Origin of the sequence: Polaromonas potterensis (genome assembly GCF_033446725.1) — a bacterium.
GTDB lineage: Bacteria > Pseudomonadota > Gammaproteobacteria > Burkholderiales > Burkholderiaceae_C > Polaromonas.
Genome location: NZ_JAWQLX010000002.1, coordinates 295,809 through 313,683, shown reverse-complemented (window position 1 = coordinate 313,683; position 17,875 = coordinate 295,809). Strand labels below are relative to the sequence as shown.

20 protein-coding genes and 2 pseudogenes are annotated in these 17,875 nt (G+C 60.9%); 13 read left to right on the top strand and 9 right to left on the bottom strand.

Annotated elements, in window-relative coordinates; translation table 11 throughout:
- Positions 1–32 precede the first annotated feature (32 nt).
- Positions 33–650 carry a TetR/AcrR family transcriptional regulator gene (locus tag R6254_RS04655; protein WP_318404793.1) on the bottom strand — a complete coding sequence of 206 codons (618 nt, stop codon included), beginning with the start codon at positions 648–650 and terminating at the stop codon, positions 33–35.
- 94 nt (positions 651–744) lie between these two features.
- Between R6254_RS04655 and R6254_RS04650 the strand changes: the two genes are divergently transcribed.
- Together R6254_RS04650 and R6254_RS04645 are read left to right on the top strand one after the other, a co-directional pair.
- Positions 745–2,202 carry an efflux transporter outer membrane subunit gene (locus R6254_RS04650; RefSeq protein WP_318404791.1) on the top strand — a complete coding sequence of 486 codons (1,458 nt, stop codon included), beginning with the start codon at positions 745–747 and terminating at the stop codon, positions 2,200–2,202.
- Between the two features lie 681 nt (positions 2,203–2,883).
- Positions 2,884–3,084: pseudogene (locus R6254_RS04645) on the top strand (class I SAM-dependent methyltransferase); the annotation flags it as partial.
- A gap of 155 nt (positions 3,085–3,239) precedes the next feature.
- Here the strand turns inward: R6254_RS04645 and R6254_RS04640 are convergent.
- Positions 3,240–3,374 (bottom strand): annotated as a pseudogene (locus R6254_RS04640) (integrase); the annotation flags it as partial.
- Positions 3,375–3,400: 26 nt separating this feature from the next.
- Here R6254_RS04640 and R6254_RS04635 point away from each other — a divergent pair.
- Positions 3,401–3,547, top strand: coding sequence for a hypothetical protein (locus R6254_RS04635; RefSeq protein ID WP_318404789.1), 147 nt, complete (start codon positions 3,401–3,403; stop codon positions 3,545–3,547).
- On the opposite strand, the gene R6254_RS04630 is transcribed toward R6254_RS04635, so the two are convergent.
- The 6 genes from R6254_RS04630 to R6254_RS04605 all read right to left on the bottom strand — a co-directional run bounded on the left by R6254_RS04630 (position 3,534) and on the right by R6254_RS04605 (position 8,369).
- Positions 3,534–3,818 (bottom strand): putative quinol monooxygenase, encoded by a 285-nt coding sequence (locus tag R6254_RS04630; RefSeq protein ID WP_318404787.1) that lies wholly within the window; start codon positions 3,816–3,818, stop codon positions 3,534–3,536. The two genes, R6254_RS04635 and R6254_RS04630, sit on opposite strands and share 14 nt — an antisense overlap.
- Positions 3,819–3,854: 36 nt before the next feature.
- Positions 3,855–4,031, bottom strand: a complete 177-nt coding sequence (locus tag R6254_RS04625; protein ID WP_318404786.1) for a hypothetical protein — start codon at positions 4,029–4,031, stop codon at positions 3,855–3,857.
- Between the two features lie 253 nt (positions 4,032–4,284).
- A complete protein-coding gene (locus R6254_RS04620) occupies positions 4,285–5,253 on the bottom strand; it encodes a Bug family tripartite tricarboxylate transporter substrate binding protein (RefSeq protein WP_318404785.1) in 969 nt (322 codons plus the stop codon).
- Between the two features lie 79 nt (positions 5,254–5,332).
- Entirely contained in the window at positions 5,333–6,259 is a 927-nt protein-coding gene (locus R6254_RS04615; RefSeq protein ID WP_318404783.1) for a ketopantoate reductase family protein, read from the bottom strand.
- A gap of 9 nt (positions 6,260–6,268) precedes the next feature.
- Positions 6,269–7,354, bottom strand: coding sequence for an isocitrate/isopropylmalate dehydrogenase family protein (locus tag R6254_RS04610; RefSeq protein WP_318404781.1), 1,086 nt, complete (start codon positions 7,352–7,354; stop codon positions 6,269–6,271).
- Between the two features lie 112 nt (positions 7,355–7,466).
- Entirely contained in the window at positions 7,467–8,369 is a 903-nt protein-coding gene (locus R6254_RS04605) for a LysR family transcriptional regulator (protein ID WP_318404779.1), read from the bottom strand.
- Positions 8,370–8,727: 358 nt separating this feature from the next.
- Between R6254_RS04605 and R6254_RS04600 the strand changes: the two genes are divergently transcribed.
- From R6254_RS04600 to R6254_RS04590, 3 genes are all read left to right on the top strand, one after another.
- Positions 8,728–9,567 (top strand): pirin family protein, encoded by an 840-nt coding sequence (locus R6254_RS04600; RefSeq protein ID WP_318404778.1) that lies wholly within the window; start codon positions 8,728–8,730, stop codon positions 9,565–9,567.
- Between the two features lie 73 nt (positions 9,568–9,640).
- Positions 9,641–10,048 carry a DoxX family protein gene (locus tag R6254_RS04595; RefSeq protein ID WP_412103114.1) on the top strand — a complete coding sequence of 136 codons (408 nt, stop codon included), beginning with the start codon at positions 9,641–9,643 and terminating at the stop codon, positions 10,046–10,048.
- Between the two features lie 119 nt (positions 10,049–10,167).
- Positions 10,168–11,166, top strand: coding sequence for a tripartite tricarboxylate transporter substrate binding protein (locus R6254_RS04590; protein WP_318404776.1), 999 nt, complete (start codon positions 10,168–10,170; stop codon positions 11,164–11,166).
- An 18-nt stretch (positions 11,167–11,184) separates the two neighbouring features.
- On the opposite strand, the gene R6254_RS04585 is transcribed toward R6254_RS04590, so the two are convergent.
- Positions 11,185–11,733: a C40 family peptidase gene (locus tag R6254_RS04585; RefSeq protein ID WP_318404775.1), complete on the bottom strand. Its 549-nt coding sequence runs from the start codon at positions 11,731–11,733 to the stop codon at positions 11,185–11,187.
- A 201-nt stretch (positions 11,734–11,934) separates the two neighbouring features.
- On the opposite strand from R6254_RS04585, the gene R6254_RS04580 reads away from it, so the two are divergent.
- The 7 genes from R6254_RS04580 to R6254_RS04550 all read left to right on the top strand — a co-directional run bounded on the left by R6254_RS04580 (position 11,935) and on the right by R6254_RS04550 (position 17,846).
- Positions 11,935–13,080: a PQQ-dependent sugar dehydrogenase gene (locus R6254_RS04580; RefSeq protein WP_318404774.1), complete on the top strand. Its 1,146-nt coding sequence runs from the start codon at positions 11,935–11,937 to the stop codon at positions 13,078–13,080.
- Between the two features lie 99 nt (positions 13,081–13,179).
- A complete protein-coding gene (gene asd, locus R6254_RS04575) occupies positions 13,180–14,034 on the top strand; it encodes an archaetidylserine decarboxylase (protein WP_318404773.1) in 855 nt (284 codons plus the stop codon).
- A 212-nt stretch (positions 14,035–14,246) separates the two neighbouring features.
- Positions 14,247–15,158, top strand: a complete 912-nt coding sequence (locus R6254_RS04570) for an iron-containing redox enzyme family protein (RefSeq protein WP_318404772.1) — start codon at positions 14,247–14,249, stop codon at positions 15,156–15,158.
- A 5-nt stretch (positions 15,159–15,163) separates the two neighbouring features.
- Positions 15,164–16,111, top strand: coding sequence for a class I SAM-dependent methyltransferase (locus tag R6254_RS04565; RefSeq protein ID WP_318404771.1), 948 nt, complete (start codon positions 15,164–15,166; stop codon positions 16,109–16,111).
- Between the two features lie 108 nt (positions 16,112–16,219).
- Positions 16,220–16,528 carry a hypothetical protein gene (locus R6254_RS04560; RefSeq protein ID WP_318404769.1) on the top strand — a complete coding sequence of 103 codons (309 nt, stop codon included), beginning with the start codon at positions 16,220–16,222 and terminating at the stop codon, positions 16,526–16,528.
- A gap of 54 nt (positions 16,529–16,582) precedes the next feature.
- Entirely contained in the window at positions 16,583–17,011 is a 429-nt protein-coding gene (locus R6254_RS04555; RefSeq protein WP_318404767.1) for a hypothetical protein, read from the top strand.
- 31 nt (positions 17,012–17,042) lie between these two features.
- Positions 17,043–17,846: an MlaE family ABC transporter permease gene (locus R6254_RS04550; RefSeq protein WP_318404765.1), complete on the top strand. Its 804-nt coding sequence runs from the start codon at positions 17,043–17,045 to the stop codon at positions 17,844–17,846.
- Positions 17,847–17,875: the final 29 nt, after the last annotated feature.

The window sequence follows — 17,875 nt, the reverse complement described above, 5'->3', positions numbered from 1 at the left end:
TTATGTCAATAGTCACAATCAATTTAGCCCACTTATGGCGACAGACTGCGCAGCACCAGGCTGGAGAGTTGGGCTGGCGCGTCTTTGGCGTAGTCAAAGCTGTACTGCAACAGCAGCGGATTCAAATAGGGGCGCAGGACCAATTGGATGGCCATTGCGGTCTCATCCAGCGGCGTTTTTCGCTCGAATTCTTCGCTCTCGCGCCCTTGGCGCAGGATGTCTTGCAGCATGGCCTGGATGCGCTCCTCAAACGCGCGCACCGCCTCCCAGTTTTCACTGGCAGCCGAGGCGGCAATGTCGTAGAGCTTGCGATTTTCAAAGAACAGGCAAAGGCTGGACTCGACCGCCGCCTTGAACATGCGCCGCAGCTTCTCGGGCGCGCGGTCAGTTCCATCGACGGCGGCCTGGACATCGGCTTCGATCTGCTGCAGGCAGTTGGCACAAATCAGTTCGCCAATGGCCTGCTTGGATTCGAAGAACTTGTAGATGTAGGCCTTGGAAAACCCAATGGCCTTGGCGAGATCGGAGACCGTCGTCTTTTCGTAGCCATACAGGCGGAAGTGGTCGGTGGCGGCGGTGACGATCTGGTCCCGCACCTCGTGATCGGCCGGGCCGCGCCCCGTGCTTGCCGAAGTAGTTGCTTTCTTCATATCCAACAGCTTAACCTTTGTCGTAAATTTTCACAACCAGTGACTATATTGTAATATAGTCACAATACATCCATTCACTTAGCGGAACATGCCCATGTTAAAGCGCACTCTCCTCATGCTGGCTATCGCCAGTCTTTCAGCCGGTTGCGCCGTCGGGCCGGACTATGTTCGCCCCGACACGTCCATGCCAAATCGCTATCTGGGTGAAACGGCGGTGGCGCAGCGGCATGCCAGTACAGCAGCAGACCTTCTTGTGTGGTGGGATGGCTTTGGCGACGCGCAGCTGACCCGCTTCGTCACGTTGGCGCTGGAGCAGAACCTGGACCTCGCGCAGGCGTCCGCCCGTGTCGCCCAGGTGCGTGCGGGCCTCGGGGCCGCAAATGCCGCGCTACTGCCTTCCGGCAACATCAGTGCCCAGGGTGCCCGGGCTTACCAGTCGGTTGAAACACCGCTGGGGCAGGTCTTGAATTCAAGACCCGGGTTTGACCGTTACGGCAACGCCTATGAAGCCAATCTCGGCGTCGCTTGGGAGCTGGACGTATTCGGTGGCCTGCGCCGCGAACGGGAGGCGGCAGTGGCCGAGTACCAGGCATCGGAGGCCGGCGCGGCGGCGACACGCCTGGCGGTGGCGGCGCAGACGGCTGATGTTTACATCAACATCCGCGGACTGCAAACCCGCCTCGATGTGGCCCACAAGCAGGTACAGACGCAGCAGGACTTGCGGTCCACCATCCAGTTGCTTTACAGCAAAGGGCTGGTCGCCGAGTTGCAAGTGCGCCAGGTCGAGGGCGCGTTGGCGCAGGTACGGGCGGCAGTGCCGGTGCTGGAAGCGGGCTTGGATACAGCCATGAACGCGTTGGATGTGATGCTGGGTAAGCCGCCCGGTACGTATCGGGTGGAGCTGGCCCATGCGGGCGCTATTCCGGCCACCCCGCAGATTGCGTCCACCGGCTCGCCGGGCGATCTGCTGCGGCGCAGGCCCGATCTGATCGTGGCCGAACGCCGGCTGGCTGCGTCCAACGCGCGTATCGGCGTAGCGATCGCCGAGTATTACCCCAAGCTGTCCTTTAGTGGGCTGATCGGCAGCGCGACATCGGTGTCCAGCGGCAAGCTGTTCACCAGCGGCGCAAGCCAGGCTGCTGGCGTGCTGGGCCTGCGCTGGCGCCTGTTTGACTTCGGCCGCATCAACGCCCAGATCGACCTGGCCAAGGGCCAGGAAGCCGAAGCGCTGGCTGCTTACCGGTTGGCTGTGCTGCACGCGACGGAAGACGTAGAAAATGCGTTTTCGGCCCTGGTGAAACGCGAGGAACAGGCCAGCCTACTGACCCAGGGCGTGGACTCACTCGGCCGGGCTAGAGGCGCATCGTTTGCGGCCTACCAGAAAGGTGTTGTCAGCCTGATCGAGGTACTGCAAGCCGACGACAACCTGCTGAGCGCCGCCGATGGGCAAGCGCAGGCGCAAACCGAATCCGCGCGTGCGGCGGTGGCTGCTTTCAAGGCGCTTGGTGGTGGCTGGCAGCCACCCGAAATCGAGACCATATCCATGAAATAGTGAGGCATTTGTTTCAGCCAACGCCAGATTTTTCACCGCCAACGCTGAATTGACCACATGCGCCAGAAATCACTGACCGCCTCCAGCATCGTAAAAAGGTATCTGAACCCAATACTTAAAAGTTTTATGGCTGGTTCACTCAAGATTAGCCAGTCTGGTCAAACTCGGGCTGACGGCGACATACAGCATTTTGGCTTGAAGTGCGAGTGACCGGTTGTGGTCGGTGGCGGGTGCTGAGATTATTGAAATAACCGCCGAATTGCCGACCGACAGCCTGCAGGCTGAGTGGCCGGTATCGGGCAGGCACTTTCATTCACGCTACAGCCGCTGCCCGTCTGATGCCGCCAGTCACAGACCTGCCACAACCGGCTGCTTGTGGCCGGAAGCCGTCTTTTAAAAGTTAACTCAGCGTCTATCCGCCAGCCAACAGTCTCTTGGTTATTGCCGATTTTCTGCCAGTGCGGAAATCGCCCGCTTGAAGGATGAAATTGGCCTCTGGCCCAATATGCGAAAGCACAAGCAGCTACTTAATTGATAGCGATTGTCTAAGGCTACGAGAGTGCCTGAATCATCTCTGCGGCCAGTCGCAAGCGCCTCGGGATGCGGTCGATCAGCACGAATTCTTCTTCGGAGTAGTGCTAGTTGCCGCCGGGCAGGCCGAAGCCTCCGACGACTGGTTCGCCCGATTTGTTGATGCCGGGTAGCCATGCGCTGCTGTGCCTGAATGCGCTCGAATTGGGGATGGACTTTCTGCAGGACCAGATGCGGGAGCTGGCGCCTGAGCTGACATTTGTGGAACGCGTGGCGAATCCGGCGGTGTTTGCGGATGTGGCGGAGGAGAGGGCGCTGAAGGTGCTGGTTTACGCTGCACCCGGCTTGTGAAAGCAGACGGATCGCAGTCGGCTGCTTTGGGCCCGTTGCTGCCGTTTGAGCTGTTCCCCCAGACCGTCTGTTACGCAGCGGAAGCCGATATTGGCCAGTGTCCGCTTCCTGGATATTCAACAAACAAGTGTGTTTTTCCAAGCAACTAACGCCGATCAAATTTCCGTTTGCTCGGCCATTTCCAAAGCATCGTCAACCTCGATGCCCAGGTAGCGCATTGTGCTTTCCAACTTCGTGTGGCCAAGAAATAGTTGCACGGCTCGTAGACTCTTAGTGCACCTCCTGCGGTATCGACGATTACCTGCAGGGGGATGCCATGGGTGACGAACGGGGCAATGCCAGCGACTTCGAGCAAACGCGAAATCGCAGCGGCGGCGGCTGGCAACGTCCGTTACATCAACTTCACAATGGCAAGATCCTGAGCGAAATTCAGGAAAATTTGCTAGATTTCACTTTCGAATAAATTCCTGCACCTCTTTAGTTTCGATCCAATCTGCAGTAAGGCGGTTGAAGGCTTGGAAGTGTTCGCTTTCCAAGTGACGATCGAATGCTTGACGATCATCGTAAAGCTCGTACAAGAACACTTTGCCAGCATCTTTTGGCGAAATGCAGACGTCGAAGTACTGGCATCCCGATTCCAACTCAAGCGAGCTCTTCGCGTTCTGGTTGATCTCGCGGAGGAAGTCTTGGAGATGAGCTGATCTCACCTGAAAGACAACGGTTACAACGTGCATGGATGATCTCTATTCAAAAAAGTCTGAAGGGAGGCATTAGCTAAAGACTCGGGAGCCACTGGCAGAAACCTTTTCTACCGTCCCCTCGATGGCGCGACTGCCGTCGATAAGGCGATGCTTGCCGGACTTCTCGCGCTGCCATTGAACTGTCATCGCCTGGGCAGCGATGAAATCGGAGATGATGTCGCCTAGCATGTTCTCGGTAACAAGCACGTCGAAGGTTTGGGCTTGAGAAGAAAGTTGAGCGCCAGTACATCGACGAGTGCGCTCTCGTGCCCCCGTCATGAGCTCCGACATTGTGTCCCGGTTAAGCACTCGCCGGATCCAGCAAATCATCTCCATGGTGATCAATGTTTGAACCCCGCTGCTTAAACAACAGCAGGGTAGGTCGAACATCTGGCTCAGTTTTTACTGCAACGCTACCTACCAATGTAGCTCAGTTTTCGGGCGGCGCGGACAGACAGATTCAATCCAGCTTGATCTTTGCGTCGCTCACGACTTTGGCGAACCGCTGGGTATCTGTTCTGATGGTTCTACCGAATTCTTCCGGCGTTCCCCCCAAGGGCGTGGCGCCAAGCGCGGAGAGCTTCTCCCTCATCTCCGGCGAAGCTAGCCCAGCGTTGATGGCCTCATTCAACTTCTTCACGATGGGACCGGGCAATCCGGCCGGGCCTACCACGCCAAACCACTGCGTGAATTCAAAGCCAGGTAAGCCCGCTTCGGCCATCGTAGGCACTTCGGGGAGCAACGGGGAGCGCTTTGCGCTGGTGATCCCAAGTGCGCGCAGCTTGCCAGCCTTGATGAACTGAAGGGTTGGCGGAGGCGAGTCGAAATTGAGTTCAACCTGGCCAGACAGCAGATCGTTCAGCGCCTGCGCGCTGCCCTTGTACGGAATGTGAGTCATCTCCGTCTGGGTCGCCATCATGAATTGCGCGGCGCCGAGGTGCTGGGAACTGCCACTGCCTGACGAGGCGAATCGGAGCGCACCCTTGTCCTTCTTGGCCAGCGCAATAAAGCTGGCGACATCCTTGGCCAGCACCGCCGGGTTCACGATCATCAACAGCGGCGTATTTGCCACCAAGGTGATCGGCGTGAAGTCCTTGACCACGTCGTACGGAAGTTTCGGGAAGAGTGCGGGCGCCACTGCGTTTGAATTCTGGTGCGCCAGCAACAGCGTGTACCCGTCCGGGGCCGCCTTGGCCACGGCATCCGCGCCAATGGTCCCGGTCGCACCGGCTTTGTTGTCCACGATGACCGGCTGGCCAATTCGCTTCTGCAAATCGGTCGCGATCATTCGCGCTGCAACGTCCGTGAATCCTCCTGGCGCAAAGCCGACGATGAGCTTGATTGGCTTGGTCGGATAGTCCTGCGCCAAAGCGCAGAAAGGAAGGACGCAGGCGATGGTGCTGGCGACCAGGCGATGAAGCTTGAACATGTTGATGTCTCCTTGGATTGATTTGTTGGACAAGGCCGGCGTGCAGCCACACGTCCGACCAAAAAACTCGTCGTGTCAGCTATCTGGTGAACGCTGCTTCGCGTGCGCGGATGATCGCGACGAGGGCGTCGTTCATGGGCGTCGGGATACTGTACTTCGCGGCTTCTACTGGAACGGAGCCGTTGATGGCATCCACCTCAGACCTGCGATGAGCCAGGTGATCAAGCAGCATGGAAGGCTTGGCATTGGGAATCTTGCTGCCGAGCTTGCGTACGTGCTCGATCGGATCACCGACATCCAGCTTGATTCCCGCAGCTTTGGCGACTGCGATTGCCTCGAGTGAGCAGCCTTGAGCGACTTTCCAAGCATCGGGATTGGCCATGACCTCGCCGATCGTCATTCCCGTCGCACAGGTTGTGCCGGAGAACGCAACGTTCATGATCAGTTTTTCCCAGACCATCTGGCGCACATCGTCGAAGAGCGCCACCTTGAAGCCCGACGACCGCCAGATTTCCGCCGCCGTTTCCAGCGCCTCGCGGGACAATCCTGCCAGCGCGCCGAAGCGAATCATTTCCATGCCGTTGTGGTGTGCATGGCCAGGCGCCCGGATCGACGCCCCGAACCCGCCAACGACACCGATGGCAATCCGGTCCGCTCCAAGCACTGCAGCTGCTTTCTCGGGTGAGCCGAGTCCATTCTGGATCGTCTGGACTGGCGTTGTCAGGCCGAGTAAGGGGATTGAGTCCTTCGCGGCTGTTTCCACGTCGAACGCCTTGGTTGCAATGATCACCAGGTCGCAGGGGCCGATCCCGTCGGTGGTCGTGCTCGCGTGAACCTGTACCGTACGGTCGCCGCTGGCGCCCTCTACGCGTAGGCCATGTTTTTGTATGGCCTCTGCGTGATCGGCCCACAACGTGACCGCGTGAACCTCGTGTCCTGCACTTGCCATGAGGCCGGCGTACACCGAGCCCATGGCGCCACAACCCACAATTGCTATTTTTGCCATGGTCTGCTCCTAGTTCTTCGCCGGCAGGGCTGCAATGATGGCGCCCGTGACGGCATCGGTGCGGGCGTTGCCGCCTAGGTCGGCGGTCCGGGGCCCGCTCGCCAGCACGCTGGCCGTAGCCTCGCGCACCGATGCGGCGGCCTTTGCGCAGCGATCGTCGTCGTTACGCTCGGCAAGCCAGTCCAGGAGCATGGCGGCCGACAGGATGGTCGCAACCGGGTTGGCAATGCCCTTGCCTGCGATGTCCGGTGCCGTGCCATGGCTGGGCTGGAACACGCCCATGTTCTCGTTGATGTCGCCGGAGGGCGCCACGCCCAGTCCACCCACGACGCCTGCCGCGATCTCGGAGACGATGTCGCCGAAGACGTTCTCTGTCACCACGACGTCGTATCGCTCCGGGTTGGTCACGAACATCATCGAACCGGCATCGATGTACAGGCGGTCGCTTCCTATGTCGGGGTAGCGTGCTGCCACCTCGTCGAAGACCTTGCGCATGAAGGCGTTGCTGCGCAGGACGTTCGATTTGTCCAGCAGCGTCACATGGCCGGGCGTGCCATGCTTGCGGCGGCGGGCCCGCGCTTGTTCGAAGGCAACCTTGAACAGCTTTTCGCTGGTGGCGCGGGTGATCAACAGCCGATCGCCCACAGCCTCATCGCTAGGCTCCAGGACGTCGTGACGGCCGGCGAAAAGGCCCTCGGTGATCTCGCGAATGACCAGCATGTCAACCTTTTCGGCCTTGACCCGTGTCGGCACCCCGGGAAAAAGCTTGCAGGGACGCAGGCTGGCAAAAAGCCCGAAGCGTTCCCGGATGTCGATTTGCGGTGCGATTTCGGTTCCGTCAGGTTTTCGCACCGAGGGAAGGCCCATTGCGCCCAGGAGGATGGCGTCAGCCTCGGCCAGCGCTTCCATGTCGGCATCCACCATCGAAATGCCGGTCTTCCGGTACAGCTCTGCGCCCGCTTCGTAGGTCTTGTAGTCAAGCGCTATGCCATATGTTTCCGAGACGGCGTTCAGAACAGAAACGGCCGCATTGGTGACTTCCGGGCCGATACCATCGCCGGGAAGCAATACCACGTTGTAAATCTTCTTGCTCATCAAATTCTCCTGGAGTTGGCTCGCTACGTGGAACCAATGAACCGAATGATGAGCAGGCGGTATTCCCCGGAAAAGCAATATATCGCCAAGGGGTCATCGCGTAGCGCGAAGACTAGGGTTTACGCTTTTTCGCGCACTGCTGCAGATGCTTCACCAACAGGCTGGACGCGGTGGGAAGCTCTGCGTGGGCGCGCACGCAGATGCCCAGTTCGCGACGGGCCCATGGCTCCGCTAGTTTCACTTCGCAGATATTCAGGCGCTTGACGAAAAGCCGCACGAGATGGCGCGGCGCAATGGCGATGCCGAGGCCGGCAGACACCATCAGGCACAGGGCGTCGTAGCCCGTGACCTGCACGCGCAAACGGATCGTCCGGCCGGTTCGAACGGCTGCCTCCGTGAGCTGGCTATTAATGGCGCTGCCGGTGCGAAGTCCGACAAAATCCCAATCGAGCAGGTCCGCCAGCTGGAGGCTTTTGTGCACAGCGAGTGGATGGTCACGCCGGAGCACGACGGCCAGCTCATCCTCCTCATAGGGCAGCGTTTCGATGTCATCTCCGTGAGGCTGGCGTGTGTATATGCCGACATCGGCCGCATTTTCCGCCACTGCCTTGATCGTGACTGCACTATTTCGCTCCTCGAGGTGAAGCTGGATCTCGGGATACTCCTCGGCGAACCTCGCAAGATCTCCAGGCAGGAACTGGGTGATGGCAGAGATGTTGGCAAACAGCCGAACCTGGCCGCGCGTGCCGCTCGCGTAGTCGAGCATCTGGGTGTGGACCTCGTCGAGCGCGTGCAACGCCTGACGCGCCAATCGCAACAAGGCGATCCCCGCCGCGGTCGGCTCCACGCCCTTGTGGCTGCGCGTAAGGAGCGGCGTGCCAAGCGTGATTTCGAGTTCGCTGATGCGCTTGCTGATGGCTGCGGCTGCGATGTGCTCGCGTTCGGCTGCCTTGCCGATCCCTTGCTCCTCGACGACTGCTATGAAAAGCTTCAAAGATACCGGATCTAGTTTCATCACACTAGTCTACAGCTCGGTTTTTCTTGTCATGTATTGTGAATACTATGACGCAGAAGATGACCATGTCCCAGAATTGAGCAGCTCCCAGCCCACAATTTATGCAGTCTTTTTCTAGTACCGCAAATCCACAGTAATGCACGCCAGGAGCTTCATGGGTTCATTGTGGTCAACTGGCGGCAAGTCCACGATGTCCTTGAGGGCAACTGCACCGATTTGCCACCGGTGCGCAAGTAGTCGGGCGGTTATGTCTGGGTCGCCACCAGCACTGTGGCTGTCGAGTTGAATATCCTGCCCATCAGGCAGATACTGGGAGCGGTTCCGTTGAATGTCCTGTCACGAACCGAGGGTGCCCACCATGCAACGCATCATTGAACGCATTTTTCCCGCGGAGCGGATCATCGATGACGGTGACATGTTGTTGTGGCGCGCCTTGCCCCTGGACGGACGCACCTCGCTCGGACCTTTTGTCTTCATTGACCACTACCGGCATCAGAGCCGGCGCGGCATAGGCGACTCGCCGCATCCCCATGCCGGCATCGAAGTCATCAGCTACCTGCTGGAGGGCGGGGTGGCGCACCGCGACAGCCTGGGTTTCAAGGACATACTGGGGCCAGGCGATGCGCAATGGATACGCGCCGGGCGCGGCATGTTGCATGCAGAACAACCCAGCGGCGGGCGTCACGGCGTGCAACTCTGGACCAGCCTGCCGCCGGCACAAAAGCTGGCCGACCCGGCCTACGCCTCGTTTCGCGCCGCAGATATTCCCGAGATCCGGTCTGCCGGCGTGCGGGTTCGGGTCATCGCGGACAGCCTGGGCAATGTCACGGGCCCGATGCAAACCGCCAGTCCCACCGTCTTTGCCCACATCCGCCTGGACCCTGGCGCCAGCGTCAGCTTGCCGGTGGATGCGGCGTTTGAACTCGGCCTGTACGTGTTGGACGGTCGCCTGGAAGGCAAAGTTGGCGGTGCGCCACTGGGCCCGGGTGTGCTGGCGCTGTTGTCCTCCGGTTCGTCGCTCACCCTGACGGCTACGCCGGACCAGGGCGCTGACGTGGCTTTGCTGGGCGGCGCGCTAGTGGACGGCGCGATTTTGTTTGCTGGCCCCTTCGTCATGGATACGCCGGAGCGTCTCGCACAAGCCAAGCGGGACTTTGCCAGCGGCGCGATGGGGCGGCTTGAAGGCGTGCCGTTTTAAAGCACCCCACGGCATTGAAGTCTCAGTTCGTGCTTTTGTCCGCAAGGACGACCAACCCAGGGGACGCGACATGTTGAACGACCTGCTACGCCAGCAAAGCGACGTCTTGATCCTGTTGGCACGCCTGCTGTTGATGGCGCTTTTCCTGGTGACTGGCTGGAAGAAGCTGACAAACTTCTCCGCCACCGTGGGGTACATGGCGTCCACCGGTGCGCCGTTGCCTCAGCTATCGACGGTGGTGGCGATTGCCGTGGAATTTTTTGGTGCTATCGCTCTGATCCTGGGCGTGTACACCCGTCCGTTGGCCTTGTTGTATGTACTCTTCACTTTCGCAACGGCGCTGATGGGCCATCACTTCTGGACGCAGTCGGGCGCGGAGCGTGAGGGGAACAAGATCAACTTTCTTAAAAACCTCAGCATCATGGGCGGGCTGTTGCTGCTGGCCATCACCGGGCCTGGCAAATACGCAATCTGGCCATAAGGCGCCTGCGTGGCTTGCACCGTCATAGCGGGGCGCACAAGACCGTCGGCTACGGTGCAAACCCGGGGGCCTGCGGACGCGGGTCGGGCCCAGAATGAACTTCCCTGTCTGGAGAAGCCATGTCTGATGCCAAGTCCCTCTCTTCCTTGTCACGCCGCCGTTTTAACCTGGCCGTTGCGGCTGGCGCCAGTGCGGTGTGCGCGCCCCTGCTGGCGCAGTCGGCCTGGCCGAACAAGCCGATTCGCATCATCGTGCCTTACACGCCGGGCGGCTTTACCGACCAGATGGCGCGTCTGGTGCAGGTGGGTTTGCAAAACCGGCTGCAGCAGCCTGTCATCATCGACAACAAACCCGGCGCCAACAGCCTGATTGGTGTGGACATGCTGGCCAAGGCGCCGGCCGACGGCAGCACCTTTGCGGTGGTCATCGCCGCCTATGCGGCCAACACCACGTTGTACCCCAAGCTGCCTTATGACCCGCGCAAGGATTTGACCGGCGTTTCGCTGATGGGCGTGACACCGTTGCTCGCGGCCGTCAGCAACCATGCACCTTTCAAGACTGCGAACGAGCTGATCGCCTACGCGCGTGCCAACCCGGGCAAGCTCAGTTTCGGCTCTTCGGGCAACGGCTCGGCCGCGCACCTGACCAGCGAGTTGTGGAAGTCGCTGACGAAGACCTTCATGCTCCACATTCCCTACCGCGGGGCTGCGCCTGCGCTGTCGGACCTGATAGGCGGGCAAATCCAGCTTTTCTTCGACGCCCCCCAGGGCTTGATCCAGCAGGGCAGGCAAGGCAAGGTGCGACTGATTGGTGTGGCGAGCGACCGCCGGTTACCCGCAGCGCCCGAAGTTCCCACGTTCATCGAGCAGGGTTTTGCTGGTTTTACGGGCAGCACCTGGGCCGGCATGCTGGCGCCAAGCGCGACGCCTAAAAACATTGTCAAACGCATGTCGGAAGAAGTCGGGCGCATCATCCGCAGCGATGAAACCCGGGCCCGGCTCGAGGCGATGGGCACCTTCGGCGTTGGTGGCACGCCGGAAGAGTTTGATGCGTTTATTGCGGCGGAAACCGCCAAATGGGCCAAAGTGATCAAGGACGCCGGCGTCACGGCCGATTAAGCCGGCGCGGCAACTGGCTTATTCGCCGTTGTTGTCGGCGGTCGAGGTGCCCGGCACGCGGCGGGCGCCGTCAAAGCGGCGTGCCCAGTAGGCCACACCCAGGCTTTCGACCCGCACTTCGGCACCCGGTTTGGGGGAGTGGATGAACTTGCCGTCCCCCACGTAAATGCCCACATGGCTGAAAGCGCGTTTCAAGGTGTTGAAAAACACCAGATCGCCGGGTTGCAAGTCGTTTTTGTCGATGTTCTGGGTGGCTGCGGCTTGCTGCTCGGCACGGCGCGGCAGCATCAGGCCGACGCTTTGTTCGTAAATGGCGCGTACAAAACCGCTGCAGTCAAAACCGGTTTCGGCGGTGTTGCCGCCGCGTTTGTAGGGCACGCCCAGGAAACCCATGGCATTGACGACCAGCTCGGAGGTTTTGTTACCGACCGACTGACGCACTTGGTCTATCTTGTTGAGCAGGCCTTTGTCGGCCAGGAATTTGTCCATGTCGCCCGCCGGTTGATCCGGGCTTGCGTGCGCGGTGAGGGCAAGCAGAAGGCATGTGACGAGCAGGGTTAAACGCATGGCCGCTAGGGTACTTGAAGGTGCTGTCCTACGTCAAGCTGAAGTTTTTTCTAGATACTGGTTTCAAGTCATTGATTTGTAACGATTTTATACATGGCACGTCAAAATGGGACTTGAGCCAGGCCGCTTTGGCGGACACTGGGCGATCCCTGTTGGGGTTGGACCGGGCCGGCCGATTTTTGTACTTTTTAGGAGTGAAATATGCCTCTAGCCCTTATTTTCCGGGCGCAGGTAGCTATTGTTTTAATAGCGTTTGCGAGCTTGCCCACGCAGGCCCAGACGGTGCGGCCGGAACTGGTCGCCAGCGATTTGCAACACCCCTGGGCGCTGGCGTTTTTGCCGGAAGGGCGTTTTCTGGTGACCGAGCGCCCGGGCCGCATGCGTGTGGTGGAGGCTGACGGCCGGCTGGGTCCGGCGCTGCCCGGCTTGCCGACCATCGCCGCAGGCGGGCAGGGCGGCTTGCTGGATGTGATCACGGATGCCGGTTTTGCCGGCAACCGCCGGATTTACTTCTGCTTTTCAGAACCTGCCGCGTCGGGCCCTGGCAACAGCACGGCCTTGGCCCGCGCCACGCTGTCGACGGACAACAGCCGGCTGGAGGCCGTGCAGGTGATCTTCAGCCAAAAGCCCAAGGTCGTCAGCAGCGCCCATTTTGGCTGCCGTATTGTTGAAGCGCTGAAAGACGGAAAACCCGACGGCAGCTTGTTTTTGACCCTGGGCGACCGTTTTTCGCGCATGTCGGACGCGCAAAAGCTCGACAACCACCTGGGCAAGGTGGTGCGTATCCACAAGGATGGCAGCGTACCCAGGGACAACCCCTTTGTCGGCCGCGCCGGTGCCTTGCCTGAAATCTGGAGTTACGGTCACCGCAATATGCAAGGTGCCACCTTGACGCCCGACGGCACTTACTGGACCCATGAACACGGGCCGCAGGGCGGCGATGAAATCAATGTGCCGCAGCCAGGCCGCAACTATGGCTGGCCGGTGATCACTTATGGCGAAAACTATGGCGGTGGCAAGATCGGCGACGGCCTGACGGCTCAGCCCGGCCTGGAGCAGCCGCTGCATTATTGGGTGCCGTCGATCGCGCCTTCAGGCATGGCATTTTTGACCAGCGACAAATACGGCAAGGCCTGGCAGGGCAATCTGTTCATCGGCTCGTTGAAGTTTGCCTACCTGGACCGGCTGGAGCTGGAACAGCCTTTCAAGGGCAAGGTCGTGCGCGAACACAGGCTGCTGGAAGGCGGTGGCGAACGTATCCGCGACGTGCGGCAAGGCCCGGACGGCCTGCTGTATGTGTTGACCGACAGCCCGCGTGGGCGCTTGTTGCGCCTGCTGCCGAAGTAAGGGCCTGAACGTCCTTGTGTCACCTGCGGTTTTAGTTTGCCTCGAAGGCCTGGCCTGCCTCGATAGAATGAGCGCTTTTCCTGACCAGAGTGAGCCCGCGTGTCCGAACGATTTGATGTCCTTTTGCAATACCTCCTGCCCAAGCAGGCGCTGACAGAATTTGGCAGCCACATCGCGTCCATGCGGGGCGGCGCCATCACCACGCGCATCATCCGCTGGTTTGTCGGCAAATACGGCGTGAACATGGCCGAAGCCGCCAACCCCGACATCACGACTTACCCCAGCTTCAACGAATTTTTCACACGCGCGCTGAAACCCGGCGCTCGGCCGCTGGCCGCCGCCGACCTGATTTGCCCGGTCGATGGCGCGATCAGCCAGTTCGGCGCGATCGAAGGTGACCAGATTTTCCAGGCCAAGGGCCACCATTATTCGACCACCGCCCTGGTCGGTGGCGACCGTGAACTGGCCGCACGTTTTGAGGGTGGCAGCTTTGCCACGATTTACCTCAGCCCCAAGGACTACCACCGCATCCACATGCCGGCGGACGGGCGCCTGGTGCGCATGATTTATGTGCCGGGCGAGCTGTTTTCGGTCAACCCGGCCACGGCGCGCGGTGTGCCCGGGCTGTTTGCGCGCAACGAGCGGGTGGTCTGCGTGTTTGAATCGGCGCGTGGCCCTTTTGTGCTGGTACTGGTGGGCGCCACCATTGTCGGCAGCATGGCCACCGTCTGGCATGGCGTCGTCAACCCGCCGCGGACCAAGCAGGTGCGGGAATGGTTTTACGACAAGCAGCCCATCGAACTCCAGCAGGGCGACGAAATGGGGCGCTTTTTGCTCGGCTCCACCGTGGTCATGTTGTTCCCCCAAGGCCCATGCCGTTTCAACCCGGCCTGGGCGCCCGGCGCCGCGGTCCGGCTGGGCCAGGAAATGGCGGACTGCAGCGCTGCCGTCTGAGTTGCTATCAATTGGATAGCTGGCTGCATCCGTCCTGCATGGGATAGAGGCCTGTTTTTCTTAAGAAAACGCGAAAACCGGCTTTTCCCAGCGCCGAACCGATTTTCATCATCCCTGTCCTACAGACGGCATCACGGTAACACCTTAGTCTTGGTTTTTTAAGCCGCCTGTGCTTGTAAGAGGGCGGCGAACGGCCAAGCGGAGGTGTTGCGGTGAAAAACCCTGCCAAAGATGTTCTGGACGGCCTCGCACCTTTCCTGGTGCCCGACAACCCGCTGGCCTTACACCGCGGATTGGCGCATTTCAACGCCAGGCGGGTGACCCCCGCCACGCCGTCGGCCGACTGGCGCCGGCAGATCGACGATGAACTGGGGTGGCGCCAGCGCGAAGGCGAGTTCCTGGAGGCCTTGCGCGCCGAAGTTGCACCGCTGTTGCCGCTGGCGGAGCTGGCCAGCGATGCTTTTGTCGCCTGGTTCGAAGGCCTGGCGATAAACGGTCCGGGCCAGCAGCACCCCTTGTTCGACTGGCTCGCTGACATCGCCACCCTGGACGACATGTGCTGGTTTTTGCGCCAGGAGGCCGCCGGCGAGGCCGGGTTTGACGACCTGCTGGCTTACACCCAAGTCAAGCTGCCGACCCGCGTCAAGCTGGAGCTGGCCCGAAATTATTGGGATGAAATGGGCCATGGCAAAGCCGGCGCCATGCACGGCGCCTTGCTGGCCCACGTGGTGGCCGCGCTGGACTTGCAGCCCACGATTGACAACACCGAATGGCCAGCGCTGGCGCTGGCCAACACCATGCTGGGCCTGGCGACTTCGCGTCGTTACACCTATCAGTCGATAGGCGCACTGGGGGTGATCGAGCTGACAGCGCCCTCACGTGTCAAGCGGGTGTCCGACGGCATGCGCCGCTTGGGGCTGGATGGCCGGCTGCGTGCCTATTTCGACCTGCACGCCGTGCTGGACGTGCACCACGCCCAGGCCTGGAATCGGGAGGTGATCGCACCGCTGGTGGCGGCCGACCCCAGCTGCGCACGGTTTATCGCCGAGGGCGCCTTGATGCGGCTGCTGTGTGGTCTGCGCTGTTTCGACTGTTATGCCGAACAACGCATGTTTTCCCATTGACGTTTATGCCTGCGCACACCGAGGCCACAGACCAAGCCCTGGCGGCCTTGCTGCATTACCTGCGCGGCCGGGCTTACGAATTCAGCACGGTCACGCCGCTGACCCATGCCCGGGTGCTGGCGAACCGGCACGATCAAACCGGGGCCTCCCTGCGTGACATTTTTGGCTGGTCCCTGGCTTTTGCCGCGCAGAGTTTGCCGTCGGCCTTGCTGGAGCCCTTGCTACAAAGCGGTGTGTTGCAGCGCGAAGGCGAGCGCTGGTACCGCAGCCGGGTCCGGGTGGCGAGTGTGGACGGGGAGTTGTTCATCCATTCGGCGTTTCCGACGCTGGCGCCTGACGCGGTTTTTTTCGGCCCCGACACCTACCGCTTTTTCAACCTGGTGCGCGACAACCTGCCGGCAAATCGCCCGGACACCCCGTTGCGGGTGGCCGACGTGGGTTGCGGCAGCGGCGCCGGCGGCATCATGGCGGCGCGGCTGCGCGTGGGCGCCCATGTCACCCTGAACGACATCAACCCGCTGGCCCTGCGTTATGCCGGCATCAACGCCGCCTTTGCCGGTCTGGAGGTCGAACTGGCCCTGGGTGATGCGCTGTCGGCCACCGCCGGTGACTTTGACGTGGTTTTGTCCAACCCGCCTTACCTGGTGGACGACGCGGCGCGTGCCTACCGCCATGGCGGCGGCGACCTGGGGCTGGCGCTCAGCCTGCGTATAGGCGCGCAGGCGCTGCAGCGCCTGTTGCCCGGCGGCCGGCTGATTTTGTACACCGGTGTGGCCATGGTCGACGGCGCCGATCCGTTCATCCAGGCCATGGAGCCCTTTCTGGGCCAGGCCGGCTGCACCTACACCTATGCCGAAATCGACCCCGACGTGTTTGGGGAAGAATTGGCGCGCCCGGTCTACCGCCGGGCCGACCGGATCGCCGCGGTCGGGCTGGTGGCCGTCAAGGCTTGAGTCTTTCGCCCGGCGCAGGCCGATGATGGATTAACATCCGGGTCATCTTTTCCACTTCAAATCAACAGGCCACCTTGTAAACTGGCGGGCCTGGAAGCGAGGGCAACCATGAATTACAGCGTCCAATTGATGGACAAAAAGAAGTTTCCCGAAGAGCAGCGCTGCGCCATCGAGCAGCGTTACAGCCATGCGTTGGCCCAACACCTGGGCGGACCCGAGCAGGTGCTGCCTGCACATCGGGCCTGGGTCAATGCCAAAACCCGCCAGGATGAGACACCGGGCGCAGACATCAGCCTGGGTGAAAAAAAAGCCATCCAGCATTGGGAGCATGCCGAAGTCGCGGCCCGGCTGCTGGCTTTTGAGGGTTACACCGGCGCGCTGGAAGACCTGTACATCGAGGTCAAACCCTGTCCCTAAACGCTGAGAACGGCCTTTCCTTTTTTGCTCCGCCCGCCATTTTGGAGATTCCGCATGAGTGCCTTATTTCGCGAACAGTTGCTGGCGGCCGCCGAACAGGCCGCTTTCCCCGCCGAAAAAACGCTGGACCCGCAGACCGGGCTGGAGACGCTGGACGCCGAGTCCGAAGCGGCTTTGGCCCAGGTGTTTGCGCTGTTTGGCGTCACGGCCCTGCAGCCCAATGACGATGATTTCGACAAGGTGATCAACACCACCTGCACCCTGGCCATCGAAGTCGCGGCGCATGTGCAGGGCTTGAGCGACGTGGATGGCGCCATCACGGCTCTCGACGCCGCCGAGGGCTGGCACCCGGATTACCGTGCATATGTCTGTGCCTTGTGGCAGGGCGAGCGCGAAGACATCAGCCGCTGCGCCGCCAAACTCAGGCTGACTGGCGGCATCCCGAACGGCTCGCCGCCGCTGGAAGACGGCCCGCTGGGCTGAGCCCGCGCAGGCACACGGCTATCATGGCCTCATGACGCTTCTGGATCGCCGGCTGAACCTTCTCACGGAACTGAACCGCCAGGCACAAAGCTGGCTGCTGGGCTGGTGGCGCCTGGTTTACCTGGGCGCGCAGATCCTGGTGCTGATCTTGTCGCCTTCCAGTTATAGCCGCCAAAGCCGGCGGGTGATGGCCAGGCACATTTACCACAACACCGCGCCCAACCTGATGGGTTTCACGCTGATGTGTGCGCTGATCACCCTGGTCATCACACGTATCGTGATTGCCACCGCGCTGAGTTACGGCTTGTCCCACTACGCCTTGCAGGTGGTGATACGTGTGTTGGTGCTCGAATTGATCCCGCTGACCGCCGCGCTGTTTGTGGCGCTGCGCTGTGCCATTGCCAGCGGCGTGGAGTTATCGTTGATGCGCAGAAGCGGGGAACTGGAAGCGCTGCAGCAACGCGGCCTGGACCCGGTGCGGCGCGAAGTGCTGCCGCGTGTGACGGCAGGTGTTTGTTCCACCGTGACCCTGGCCGCGCTGAGTTGCGTGGTGGCGCTGGTGATGGCTTACCTGGCGGTGTATGGTTTCGAGCTGTCCGGCCTGCCCATTTATACGCGGCTGTTCGGCCAGGTGTTCAGCCCCGAGGTGTCGCTGATTTTTGTGATGAAAACCCTGTTTTTCAGCCTGGCGGTGTCGTTGATTCCCATGGCCTCCGCACTGTATGACCCGCATGAGTCCAGTGTGCGCACCAGTGCCGAGTTGCGCATGCTGGTGCGTATGTTTGCCGTGATCCTGCTGATCGAAGTGGTGTCCCTGGTGGGCAACTATTATTAAAACCAAGAAGCACCCCAACATGTGTCCTG